9 protein-coding genes and 1 riboswitch are annotated in these 12,424 nt (G+C 61.9%); of the genes, 1 reads left to right on the top strand and 8 read right to left on the bottom strand.

All coding sequences use genetic code 11. The annotated features are described in order from the left end of the window. Window positions 1-185 precede the first annotated feature (185 nt). The 7 genes from ASR47_RS03275 to ASR47_RS03310 form a co-directional block, all read right to left on the bottom strand. Entirely contained in the window at window positions 186-1,973 is a 1,788-nt protein-coding gene (locus ASR47_RS03275; RefSeq protein WP_065306337.1) for a site-specific integrase, read from the bottom strand. After that, a complete protein-coding gene (locus ASR47_RS03280) occupies window positions 1,974-3,839 on the bottom strand; it encodes a DUF4209 domain-containing protein (protein WP_065306338.1) in 1,866 nt (621 codons plus the stop codon). A gap of 859 nt (window positions 3,840-4,698) precedes the next feature. Continuing rightward, the gene (sorB, locus tag ASR47_RS03290) at window positions 4,699-5,337 is read right to left on the bottom strand and encodes a SorB family sulfite dehydrogenase c-type cytochrome subunit (RefSeq protein ID WP_245714247.1); all 639 of its coding nucleotides are present in this window, start codon (window positions 5,335-5,337) and stop codon (window positions 4,699-4,701) included. An 11-nt stretch (window positions 5,338-5,348) separates the two neighbouring features. Beyond that, window positions 5,349-6,593: a SorA family sulfite dehydrogenase catalytic subunit gene (gene sorA / locus ASR47_RS03295; protein WP_065306378.1), complete on the bottom strand. Its 1,245-nt coding sequence runs from the start codon at window positions 6,591-6,593 to the stop codon at window positions 5,349-5,351. A gap of 381 nt (window positions 6,594-6,974) precedes the next feature. Next, window positions 6,975-8,252, bottom strand: a complete 1,278-nt coding sequence (locus ASR47_RS03300) for a voltage-gated chloride channel family protein (RefSeq protein ID WP_065306340.1) — start codon at window positions 8,250-8,252, stop codon at window positions 6,975-6,977. Window positions 8,253-8,335: 83 nt separating this feature from the next. Next, window positions 8,336-8,406, bottom strand: a riboswitch (Fluoride riboswitch). A 52-nt stretch (window positions 8,407-8,458) separates the two neighbouring features. Next, window positions 8,459-9,370, bottom strand: coding sequence for a LysR family transcriptional regulator (locus ASR47_RS03305; RefSeq protein WP_065306341.1), 912 nt, complete (start codon window positions 9,368-9,370; stop codon window positions 8,459-8,461). 92 nt (window positions 9,371-9,462) lie between these two features. Further along, window positions 9,463-10,443: a malate dehydrogenase gene (locus ASR47_RS03310; RefSeq protein ID WP_065306342.1), complete on the bottom strand. Its 981-nt coding sequence runs from the start codon at window positions 10,441-10,443 to the stop codon at window positions 9,463-9,465. Window positions 10,444-10,662: 219 nt separating this feature from the next. Here ASR47_RS03310 and ASR47_RS03315 point away from each other — a divergent pair, with 219 nt between their 5' ends. Beyond that, window positions 10,663-11,823, top strand: a complete 1,161-nt coding sequence (locus tag ASR47_RS03315) for a TDT family transporter (protein ID WP_065306343.1) — start codon at window positions 10,663-10,665, stop codon at window positions 11,821-11,823. Window positions 11,824-11,833: 10 nt separating this feature from the next. On the opposite strand, the gene ASR47_RS03320 is transcribed toward ASR47_RS03315, so the two are convergent. Beyond that, window positions 11,834-12,424: a uracil-DNA glycosylase gene (locus tag ASR47_RS03320; protein WP_065306379.1), complete on the bottom strand. Its 591-nt coding sequence runs from the start codon at window positions 12,422-12,424 to the stop codon at window positions 11,834-11,836.

The following is a 12,424-nucleotide window of genomic DNA, read 5'->3' on the forward strand; positions in this document are numbered from 1 at the left end:
CGGTTTATCTCAGCGTCGGCGCAGTCGATTTTGAGGGAGATGCTATGTCGATCCCCTGCTAATTCACCACGCTAGTGAGGACGAACGTTTGGTTTTGTCCAAAGGCCCAAGTGCGCGGCGAACTGGTAAATCCAAGACTGTCAGTAGCATTAAAAAGCCGCCAACAGCCCGTACAACCACCGCCCTCACTCTCTTCTTGCCGGATCATTTCTGTAAAGCAGGCTAGCCGCCTCCGCCAGACGCTTCTCCCGCGCCCGAACATACACTGCCGTTGTATCTGCACTGGCGTGGCCGAGAATTTCTTGCACCACATACAGTTCCACACCGCCCTCCACCGCCAACATGCCGAACGTGTGCCGGAAGGCATGCGGCGTGGCCTCGATCAGCGCAAACATATCTCCTGATGACAGCTCCGCTTCGGCACCAACCGCCTGCAGATCGTCGTGCACGCGCCGCAAGGCCCCTGTGACGACATCGTACAGCGCTCCTGCCGTGTAGCCACGGTGGCCCGCCGTTCCTACACCATGGCGTGCCAGCGCCGCCGGCGTGGCCGGTATGACCAAGGGAGACAACAGCGGGCGATCATCGCAGGCCTGGTCAAAATCCGCCCCCAGATCAGCCCAGTGCGCGCGCACCGCGTCAATAGTGCGGGGACTGACGGGCAGCACCCGCCTCTTCCTGCCTTTACCCAGCACCTTCAGCATCCAGATGCCTGGCACATGACGACTGGGTGTGAGCGCGTTGCGGCGGGCTGATACAGCTTCCGCGCGACGCAAACCCGAATCGCCCATCAGCAGCAGCATCGCAAGGGCGATCCGGTCCCGTCCTCCGTCGGCTTGCTGGGCGCGTCGTTCGAGCGCCGCGATCAATACTTCCCAGGCCTCGGCCGTCAACGCCTTGTCGACCTGGATCGGATCGGTCTCGATATCGACCACGGGATCCTTGACCGCCAGCCAGGGATTGCCTCCCAGGTAGCGCACGCGCGCCAGATACTCGAACGCGGCGCGCAGGATTTGCACCGTCTGCTTTTGCGAGGCCGGCGACATCGCCTGGTCGGAGAACGGGCGCCAACGGCGGCTGGTGCGCGGCGCGCGCGGGCCGCAGAAGCTCGCCGTCGGCATGGCCAGGAACCGCACGTAAGCCTGGCATTCATCGACCAGCAACGACGAGATCGGCTTGCAGACGATCAGCGCGCTCCACAGCACGAGACGCTCCAACTCGCGCCGGTACGCGCGCAGCGTGTGCGGCTGGCCCTCGTACCGCGCGAGGTAGCACTCGATTGCCTCCAGGTCGTTTGTGGCGCTGATGAAGCAAAACCGCTCGGCGCGATTGATCCCACGGCTGCCGTCGTAAAGTGCAGGAAGAGTGAATGTCCCAAGAGGTGGCAGCGTTCCATTGCCAGCATCAAGCACTGGCAGATCGTCGCGCATTACAAGCGCGCGCGTATCCGTATCGATGGAGCCAAGCGTTTCGGCATGGCGTTGCAGCCAGCGCGCCAGCACTTCGGCGCGGCCGAACCCGACGCGCGGGACCGCTCGCCACCAGGTCGGCCCGCGCACCTGCATCATCGCCACCAATTCGCCGAGGGTGTGCACACCCTCACCGCGCAGCGCGGCCGTCAGCCGCGGCCGAAACCATCGCCCTATCGCGTCATCCGGCATGGGGACCGGTTCCGGCAGGTCAGCCGCCTGTACCAGGATGGCGAGCGCCTTGACCGAGATCGTCCCGCCACGCCGTGCGTTTTGAAGAATGTCTGCGAACGCCGGATTGTGGCCGATCGCGCGTTCGACCAGCTCGTCGCGCATGTGGATCAGGAATCGTTCGAGTCCCTGTTGCACCTGAAAGCTGTCTTCCTGGTAGTACAGGTCGGCGATGCGCTGAATGGGCACTTTTTGAACAAAAGCGCGCAGTGCCGTGTAATCGGTCCGGTTGTAGGCGATCGGCGGGATCACGACCTGGGTGTTTTGCGCCATTTAGCCGCCTGCGTTCGCCGGGTGGCCGGGGGCCGTTGAATCAGCGGTACCGGCCGGGCGCTCCATCGCGGCGCACTGCTCCACCACCAGGCGCAGCACCAGCCACCAGAGATAGATGCCGTATGGTCCCTTGACCAGGCTCTCGTCGGCCAGGCCGTGAGCCACCATATTGCGCAGATTCGGTCCTGATGGATCGCACATCAGCGCGCGTATCGTAAAGGTCAGGTCAACATCGAATGCGTCACGCATTTCATGACGCTCGATTAGATTAGACAAGCCAATCTCGGTATCGAGACCAGCCGCGTCATGGGTCGTGGTCAGCGCGCCGGCTGCTTTCAGCTTCATGCGGACGATATGTTCAAACTGCGGCACAAGGATGTGCACCGCCTGCACGAAATCACCACACCAGCCGGCGTGCAGCCCTTGGGCGACCAACGCAGCACGCTCGATTGGAACCAGAGGTGCTCTGTTGGCCAGCGCCTCAAACGTTCCGAGGTCGAAATGCATTTCCCGCCACATGGTCTCCAGTGCCGGCAGGATCATACCTATTACCGTGGTGGTACACAGCAGATGGCATGCCTGAGTGGCCTCGGCCAGCACCTGGGCATCACCACCCTCACCATCCACACCGACGCCGGGCCGCCGGGCGACGGCCCGGCCGTCATTGGCCAGTACCACCGAATCGAATAGTCTACTGATACGCCCTGTTGGCAGCGGCCGCTCAGATGCCGCAATCAACTGTGCACGGTTCGGTAGCGCATGAATCCGGGTCAGTGCCCATAGCGCGCCGAATGGCGACCGGCCCTGCACGCGATCCCGGGCTTTTGCGGCAAAAGGCGACAGGTCGAATACGTGCTCGAACGATTCCATTTCGTTCAGGGCCTCACGCCCGGCCGCATCCTGCTGCGCGCGCACTGCGGCGATCATGGTATTAACCTGATGCTCTTCCCGGTACGCGCCCGGCACCGCGCGATACATCTCGATCGCTTTGGCATACCAATATTTTCGAGTGATCGCGGCGGCGGCGGCGCCGCCGATCGCCGCCATGATTTGGCCGACCAGGACCAGCATGGCAGCTTCGCGCGGGGCACCGGCGGGCGCTCGCGTAAACCACCGTGCCGCCGCTTCGGCATATTCCAGTGCATCGGTATAGCTGCCCTCTCGGCGCCCAACTTCGGCCTGCGCCGCCAATCGCTCACCGATCTCCTCAGCGTGGGTGCGCCCGGCATCTTCCGCCCACATTGGCCCGAGATACGACAACGACATGTGGCCAGGTAGGGCGACGGCATTGCGAAATGCCTGCAATAAGCTGGCCTCGATCAGCGTGCCCCGCCCAGTATCGCGGATCCCCCGCGCCAGCTGCAGCGCACGCCGCCATCCATCGCGGCCCGACAGCAGCCAGCTATCGTCGTCGAGCGGAAGCTGGCAGTAGGTATCGATGGCCAAGTGAGCGAAACGAATCCCGCGTCGTCGATCGCGCAGCCAGACGAGGTCGGCCACGCGCGCCTTTAACAGGATGTTCTCAGCGCCATCGACGAACTCTGATAATGATGCGATCTCGTCGGTTGTCAGGTCCTCAGGCATGAATCCACGTCGGCCGTCAGGCGCTTTCCACTCCGGCATAAATGGCGCCCTCTTGTTGTCCGATTCCAGCTGCAGCGAGCAGATCCTGGCGAGCAGGATCAGCGCGCGCTCCCGGGTGTAATGCCCCTCCCGTTGCGCCGTGCGGATCTCCAGGTTCAGTTCCGTCAACATCCCAAGGTACCAAGGCTCAGGATCCCGCGCGAAGGCCTGCTGATAGCCGCAGCTGGCCAGGTCGTCGGCCGTGAGCGGCGACGCTGGCGATATGGAAGGGGCGGTAGTCATGGCGGCGTTGCTCCTGGGTGATCCGGACTGAGGGACGGCGCCCGGCATGGCGTGTAATGGGTGGCCCCATAAATATGGGGGTTTACCCGGCCATCATACCTGTTTCACGCGCAAAAAGAGTAATAATCTTTCCGTGATAATACGGATTATCACGGAAGGGCAGGCCCATCCGATGCGCTCGTTCGCGTGTGACAGCTGCTTGCCGAGCTCCTGGGCGGTATATTGGACCGTGACCTGATTCTCGTCTGGCCCGCCTTCGGCAACAGGCGCCCTCCTCTGCCTCTGGCCGGCCATTACCGGTGACTGGTGCGCATCCGCTCTAGGGAAGAACACAGGATTCGGAAAAAATCGGGCGCTAAGGCAACGTGTCCTTCAATGTAGGACCGCTTTCGACCCAAAGCAGCCGTTCGCATCAATGCGATCCTTTTCATTCTGCTGTCGCCTAAACGACTAGGTAGGGTTGCTTTAAGCCTGTAAGCCGCGGTTATGCGCACCAGGGAAATTCCGCGCTGCGCTCAACAACGCGACAGAACCTACACTTTGCGGTAAGCGCCAAGGTTGGCATGCGCACCAAGGTGGAGCGCCTGGCCCTGCCGAGGTAATATGCCAAGGTTCCTCTTTCTCCCCCGTCCACTCGTTTGCGGCCGGCAGATCCTTTTCACCATCCCTTCGCCACGCGGCTTTGCTGCGGTGATCGGAGTGGACGTTGCGCAAGCATGCTGCGTCCGGCCCGACTACCTGGTGTTCCCAGCAGCATCACTAATAATTATGGCGCGCAGGACTATCGCTTCGACTTGACATCGAGTGGCGACCAAATTCAAGAGCGCACGTTCTTATCTGCCGCAACGCCGCATCAAAGTTACTGCGCCAGGACGTAATGCGCCAAAGCCATCGCCTCGGTCTCGCTCAGTTGGGCGAATGCTGGCATCGGTACAGGCCCCCATTTGCCGGCGCCGCCTGCCCGAATATTGTGCGCTACCAATGACTCTGCGTTTGCCTTTCCCTTGTATTTAGCAACCACTTCCTTGAATGCCGGCCCGACGATTTTCTTGTCGATCGAATGACATCCCGTGCAGGCATTTGTGGCAAGCAGCGCTTTTGTGTCGGTTGCGGCGGCGGTCCCGACCGTCCGTGCCACGGCAGCTGGCTTTACCGCTGCTGTCGCAGTCGGAATTGCGGTACTGCGCTCGGCCCCGTAGGTCTTGACCAGATAATCAACGATGTCCGGGATATCCGCATCGGGAAATTGTGCGCCGAACGGTTTCTTCATCTTTTTCACGGTCGCATCCCAGTAGCCGCGAGGCGACGTCGTTGGCTGCGACTGGATATAATGGACTGAATGACATGTCATGCAGTTGCGCTGGGCCAGCGCATATCCCGGCAAATCGCTGGGTTTGAAGACAGCAGTTTCAGGCGGAAGCTGAATGTCGAGGGCGAAAGCTGGGGCCGCAGCCATCAGGCCGATGGTGAACAGAGAACAAATCAGTGGATGTTTCAATTTTGTTCCCCTTATACCGCGACGACGCGCGTTGATTCGACCACGTTGCGCATGTAGCCGGCAGGGTTCCACAGTGCACTCGCGGGTTGGCCTTGACCAATCCGGTTCACCGCCCGTACCAGCAGTTCGTGGTTCCCTTTCTGTTTCGGCGTGAACGCCGCGCTCCACTCTCGGAAGGAGTACCGCCCCAAGTCCTTGCCCAGTTGTGCTGCCTGCCAGTTCCTTCCACCGTCGGATGAAAACGCCACTTCATTCACGCCGTAGCCGCCGTCGAACGCGATTCCGCGCACTACAGTCTGACGCCCCGCCTTGACATGCATGCCGTCGGTCAGGCTGGTCACGAACGAACGCACGTTGAGGCGATTGATCGGGATAGTCGCCTTTCCCGGTTCGGTACAGGCGCACTGGTTGTCCGGGATGCGATATGCGGTGCTCATCCAAAATCCGTCGAATACCTTGTCGGTAACGGTAATGTCGGAGAGATGCTTGACCCAATAGGTGCCGTAGTAACCAGGTACAACCAGCCGCAGCGGATAGCCATTCAACATGGGCATGTCGACCCCGTTCATTTGCCACGCCAGCATTACCTCGCCGTCGAGCGCATGATCGATATTGAGGGCCTTCATGAAATCGGGCCCGTCACCAACCGGCGGAGTGTCAAGGCCATTGAACGAGACCTGCACTGACCCGGCCTTTACGCCCGCCTTTTCCAGCACCTTACGTAGCGGGATGCCTGTCCAGCGGGCGTTGCCCATGGCGCCGTTCGATAGCTGGCCGCCGTTGGCGCGCGGCGACAAGTGACCGCGGCTGTTACCGGAGCACTGGTTAACGGCGACCAGCTCGGTGGCCTCGGCCATTTGCTTGAGGTCGGCGAGTGAGAGTTCCAATGGAGTATTGACATTGCCGCCGACGCGCAGGCGGTACGTCTGCGCATCTACCGCGGTGGGAATGCCGCTCCAGTGATAGCGCACGAAGAACGCATCGTTCGGCGTAATCACCGATTCGTTGAACACACTGAACGGAGTTTCCAGCTGCGGCGGACGGGCGGTAAGCAGGATCAGCGGTCGCTTTTGGGGATACGCGACCAGTTCGCGCTCGCCGTTTTCAAACGGCAGCGTGACGTGGCCGGCTTCTGCAGCCAGCGCGCTCAATACCGGGCTGCCGAAAGCGGTGACGGCACCGAACGTGCCTGCCTGCCTCAGAAAGGAACGGCGCCGCGCCGCCTCCGCCGTCAATACCAACGAGGTCTTCGCCATACGGGTCTCCGTTATTGTTATGAAACTGTTCAGTGCCATACTGACACAGTTTTGTCGCAATTTGCTTACTGCGCGCTGCTCAGTACGGCCTCTTGTGGATGGGCTGCAACGTCGCCTTCCATCACCAAGACGCGGCTCGCGGTCACGGCCTGGAGTTCAGACTGTTGCTCACGTCGCGCATTGGCGCGATCGCAGTGCCGTTGGCCATGCCCATCGGATTGGTCTTGAAACTGGCCCGTGGAAGACTTTTGGGCCAGGGGTAGGAAGTGCAGCGAACCGGAAAATCTGTTTAAGGTGTTAAACCCGACGGTTAATGTCGATATAAGTTCTCCCAACGGATGCGGAATTCGCGCGCAAGCATACATTTCTGCTCGCCTGCAGTTAGCGTATCGAAGATTCCGGGGCCGCAATGGCACCCCGGTACATCCCGTGCTTGCCCCGCCCGATACGCTGCGCGTGATAAATGCCGGTGTCGCCCGAAAACAAATAAGCCGTCACGCACGCGATGGCCGCGAACGGTCCGATTGCCGGCCCGAACAACTCGATGGCCATCAGCGTAGTTGCGATCGGGGTATTCGCCGCGCCGGCAAAAACGGCCACAAAACCCAGGCCGGCGAGCATGGCAAACGGCAGATGCAGGATCGGTGCAAGGGCGTTCCCGAGCGTCGCGCCGATGTAGAACAGCGGCGTGACCTCGCCCCCCTTGAAGCCGGTGCCCAGCGACAGGACAGTGAAAAACATCTTGCCGAAAAAGTCCCAGGGAGACCCTGGCTGCTGGAACGCGCGCACGATCTCCGGGATGCCCAATCCGGTGTAGTGCCACGCATCGAACCCCCATACCGCAAGCGCGATGAGGATTCCGCCTATCGCCGGGCGCAGCGGCGCATAGGCAACCCACCGCTTCGCCGCGGCACCCACCCGGCGCGCACTCACGGCAAATGCCATGCCGGCCAGGCCGAAGACGATGCCAGCGACGATTACGGCGGCAACGCTCCAGAAGCCGACAGGGACGATCGTCCCGATTGCATAGTGTGTATGGTGAACGCCCCATGCCAGGCAGACCTGGTCGGCGCCGAGGCTGGCGACAACGCAGGGCAATAGTGCGTCATGGCGGATGCGGCCGATGGCGAGCACTTCCAGGCCGAAGATGGTGCCTGCGAGTGGCGTCCCGAACACTGCGGCAAAGCCGGCGCTCATGCCCGCCATCAGCAGGACCCGGCGGCCCTCCGGCGTGACGCGAAACAGTTGCGTGAGCTGATCGGCCAGCGCCGCGCCCATTTGAACGGCAGTTCCCTCGCGCCCTACGGACGCGCCGAACAAATGCGAGACGACGGTGCCGCCCAACACCAGCGGCACCATACGCAACGGGATGACCTTTTGGGGATCATGGATCTCGTCGATGATGAGATTATTGCCGCGCTCCACCGATCGACCGGCCAGGTGATAGACCATTCCCACGCCGAACCCGGCAACCGGTAGCAGCCAGATGATCCAGCGATGCGCCTCGCGCCACGCGGTGGCATGATCGAGGGTCATTAAAAATACTGCAGCAGCGCTGCCGGCAAGTGCGGCGACCACGCTTGCCATGCACAGCCATTTGCCGATGGAAGGCAACAGTGCGATTTGCTCGATATGAAAAATATTGGAAGAGTTTGTCATTGGGTCGATCTTTGCTCGAACGATACGGGCTGACCAATGACCGGGGTGTGAACGCGAACGCCTACAGCCCCGACCAAGGTCAGGTGTCTGTAGACGTCATCAGCAGCGCTGTTTCCACTGCGGTTCAAGGAGGAACGTCATCTCCTGGTGCGATCATATCGCAAAGCCAGCGGTCTCGACAAGGCGCCCGCTATCCGACCGCTGCGCTATGGATGGCTACGCACCGGCTCTGTGCGGCAGAATGTCAGAAACGCCTGCAACCTGGGGGACAGCAATTTGCGCCGGTGGTAGACAATGAAAAAATGCCTGGTCAAGGGCGGCAGTGCCGTCGATAGCGCAACCAGGCGGCCGTTCGCGAGGAAATCGGCCACGATCAGCCGCGACAGGCAGGCTAGTCCCAGTCCTTCGGCGGCGCCATGCTTGATCGCTTCGGCATTGCTGAACTCTCCGGCCGAACGAAGGCTGTGCAGGTACGGCGCAAGCGCCTGCTCTACGGCATCGCGCGTTCCCGAGCCCGGTTCCCGCAATAGCCAGTGGGCGGCGCGTAATTCATCCAGCGTGACCTCGCGTCGTGCGCTCTGCAGCGCCAGTGGATGATCGGGCGCGCCGACTACCAGCAGTTCATCGGTGAGCCATGGTGCCACTTCCAGGGCGGCGTCGGTGCACGGGCCTTCGATAAACCCGAGGTCGAGTTCAAAGTTCGCGACGGCAGCGGCGATCTCGGCGGTATTCCTGATTTTGACGAGTGGCGGATTGGCCGCATGCTTGCCGAATGCGGCGGCCAATAATGGCGGCAGCACATAAATGCCGATGGTCGTGCTCGCACCCAAGTTCAGCCCGTTTCCTGAGAGCGCCGCATGGCGGCCGAACTGCTTCTCGATCGTCGCTGCAGCGTCGAGCATCTCGCGTGCCTGCGGCAGCAGCACGCGGCCGTTATCGTTGATGACGAGGCGCTTGCCAACCCGGTCGAACAGGACGATGTCGAGAAGCGATTCGAGCTCGTTGAGTGCGGCACTTGTCGCCGATTGCGATAGCGCGAGTGCCGTCGCGGCGGCCGTCGTGCTGCCGCATTGCGCGACGGCCAGGAATATCTGGAGCTGGCGAAGTGAAAGGCGCATGAAGCCGGATCCGTGAAGTCGATGCAGGATTATACGAGGCGGCACCGGTGCGTATCTCGCGAGGCTGCGCATATGGCGGCCGGCCTGGACGCTTAGTGCAGCAGGTGCTCGACCGCCGCACGCTCCTGCCGCAGCTCGTCCTCGGCCCGCTGCAACTTCTCCCTGGCGAACGCATTAATGTCCAGGCCGGCGACGCGTTCGATCTGGCCGCCATGGCAAACTACGGGAACGCCGAAGAAAATTCCCGTGGCGATGCCGTACGATCCGTCAGATGGCAGGGCCATCGACACCCAACGCCCGGCGCTGCCGCAGACCCAGTCGCGCATGTGGTCCAATGCGGCATTGGCCGCCGACGCTGCAGAGGACAGGCCGCGTGCTTCAATCACTGCAGTTCCCCGTTGCGCGACCGTCGGAATGAACACCTCTTGATTCCATGACTCGTCGCCAACGGCGAGTGGCGCTGGCCGGCCATCGACCTCGGCATGGCGATAGTCCGGGTACATGGTCGGCGAATGGTTACCCCATACCACGAGTTGGCTGACACGGTCCACCGGCTGGTGCAGGTGCTGGGCCAGCATCGCTTGCGCGCGATTCTGGTCGAGGCGGATCATCGCGCTGAAGCAGGACGGCGCCAGATCGGGCGCCGCCGTCATGGCGATCAGCGCATTGGTGTTGGCGGGATTGCCCACCACGAGCACTTTCACGTCCCGCCGCGCAACCGCGTTGAGTGCTCTGCCTTGTTCGGCAAAAATGTTGGCGTTCGCCGCCAGCAAATCCTTGCGTTCCATGCCCTTGCTGCGCGGCTGCGCGCCGACTAGGATCGCGAGATCGATGTCGCGAAACGCTGTCAGTGGATCATCCGTGATGACGACTTGCTGTAACAGTGGAAACGCGCAATCATCCAACTCCATTCGGATGCCGTTCAGTGCGCCGAGCGCGCGGGGAAGGTCAAGCAGGTGCAGGATAACCGGCTGATCTGGGCCCAGCAAATCGCCACTGGCGATGCGAAACAGCAAGGCATAACCGATTTGTCCGGCGGCGCCGGTGACCGCGATACGTTTTGGAGCGTGCATGATGTTTTCCTCGTAAATGGTGGGGAGCGGTGCTGACCGCGACCTTTGCAGGTCAGCAGAATGAAACCACTTTAATACTCCGCATCAAAACAGGAAAACGCATAATTCAAGTCATATCTAGCTAGGAAACAGGTTGATTAATGCTAGTACGGCCTTTGCTTTATGCTGACGGAATATGCCGGATGCCATCCGGCTTCACGCCTTCAATCAAGGATTTGCATGTCATTCAAGGAAATTCAGGCGATGGCCGCTGGCGCCACACCCTTACGCCAGCTGCGCAGTCCTATCGAAGTGATCCGTCAGTTTACGCCGAACTGGTTTGCGGCAACGATGGGCACCGGCATCTTGTCGCTTGCGCTCGCCCAACTGCCAGGCGCGCTCCCGGGGATGGCCCGCCTGGCCGAGGGACTCTGGCTTTTTAACATTGCGCTGTTCGTGTTGTTTGCCGCGCTGTACAGCGCGCGCTGGGTCATGTTTTTCGACGAAGCGAAACAGGTGTTCGGCCATGCGACCGTCTCCATGTTCTTCGGTACCATTCCCATGGGATTAGCTACAATTATCAATGGATTTCTCAGCTTTGGCGTGGCGCGCTGGGGCGCCGCCGCCGTCGCGGTGGCCGAAGCTTTGTGGTGGATCGATGTGGCCATGGCACTTGCTTGCGGCGTCCTCATTCCTTACCTGATGTTCACGCGCCAGCAGCACAGCATCGACCAGATGACGGCGGTCTGGCTGCTGCCGGTCGTCGCTGCCGAGGTTGCAGCGGCGAGCGCCGGGCTGCTTGTGCCGCACCTGCAGGATGGTGGCGCGCGCTTCACAGTCCTGATCACCGGCTACGTGCTGTGGGCATACTCGGTGCCAGTGGCGCTCAGCATTCTCGCGATTCTGTTATTACGCATGGCCCTGCACAAACTGCCGCACGAAAGCATGGCGGCATCGAGCTGGCTGGCGCTGGGACCAGTGGGCACCGGCGCGCTCGGCATGCTGGTGCTCGGCGCCGCCGCGCCGGCGACGCTGGCGCCGTTTGGCCTGGCCGAGGTTGGCCACGTGGCCAACGGGATGGGCGTGGTGAGCGGCCTGCTGCTTTGGGGACTCGGCCTGTGGTGGATGATGCTGGCAACCCTGATTACGCTGCGCTACTTCAGGGCAGCCGTTCCATTCAACCTGGGCTGGTGGGGCTATACCTTTCCGCTCGGCGTATTCGCGGTCACCACGCTGCGTCTGGCGAAGGTGCTCGATTCGCTGTTCTTCGAGGTCTTCGGCAGCGCGCTGGTAGTGGTACTGGCAAGCCTGTGGCTGGTTGTCGCATGGCGCACCGCGCTCGGCGCTTACCGTGGCAACCTGTTCGTCTCTCCCTGTATTGCGTCGATGAACCGGCCCTGAAGGCCAACGTTCAGCGCGCCAGTTGCGCCGCGCGCGCCAGTGTCGCGACGATTTGCGGGGCCACAGTTGGCGACGTACAAACAGATAGCGGACTCGGATGAGGCATTTCCAGTACGATCAAGCCCGGCCGCCTGGCCTCGATGGCAGCGTGGGCCTGGCGGGCCGTGCGTCCGGCCAGCACGACCACCCGCAGGCATGGCAGGAGGTCCAGCACATCGCCTAGCATGGCGATGCCTGCACGTACCGCCGCCACACCCAGGCGCGCCGGCGGAGCTTGCTCGTCGGCCAGCCAGGGCACGGTATTCCACAGCACGGTACGCGCACGCGCGACGGCGGCTTGCGCCAGGAAACGTTGAAGATTGCGCTGCGCAGGACCAGGATTGTCGCGCGAGACGAAGCGCGGGCGCATCGCATGGCGCGCCGGCGCTTCCAGCAAGATGAGAATGGACGCATCGGCGCCGCCGTCCAGCGGATCGAAGTACGGCAGCGCGCGGACGGCTGCGTGCGTGTCGACCCACTGGTTGAGCGCGACCACATGGGGAAGAGACAGCAGTTCGACGCGGCGTGCCAGTTCGGCTACATCGTCCAGCAAGGGAGCCAC

Source organism: Janthinobacterium psychrotolerans, assembly GCF_001677885.1.
Classification (GTDB): Bacteria; Pseudomonadota; Gammaproteobacteria; order Burkholderiales; family Burkholderiaceae_D; genus Janthinobacterium; species Janthinobacterium psychrotolerans.

Excerpts from the sequence above, each read along its gene's own strand:
- ASR47_RS03275 (WP_065306337.1), bottom strand. The coding sequence starts at position 1,973 with ATGGCGCAAAACACCCAGGTCGTGATCCCGCCGATCGCCTACAACCGG.
- ASR47_RS03280 (WP_065306338.1), bottom strand. The coding sequence starts at position 3,839 with ATGACTACCGCCCCTTCCATATCGCCAGCGTCGCCGCTCACGGCCGAC.
- sorA (WP_065306378.1), bottom strand. The coding sequence starts at position 6,593 with ATGGCGAAGACCTCGTTGGTATTGACGGCGGAGGCGGCGCGGCGCCGT.
- ASR47_RS03300 (WP_065306340.1), bottom strand. The coding sequence starts at position 8,252 with ATGACAAACTCTTCCAATATTTTTCATATCGAGCAAATCGCACTGTTG.
- ASR47_RS03305 (WP_065306341.1), bottom strand. The coding sequence starts at position 9,370 with ATGCGCCTTTCACTTCGCCAGCTCCAGATATTCCTGGCCGTCGCGCAA.
- ASR47_RS03310 (WP_065306342.1), bottom strand. The coding sequence starts at position 10,443 with ATGCACGCTCCAAAACGTATCGCGGTCACCGGCGCCGCCGGACAAATC.
- ASR47_RS03315 (WP_065306343.1), top strand. The coding sequence starts at position 10,663 with ATGTCATTCAAGGAAATTCAGGCGATGGCCGCTGGCGCCACACCCTTA.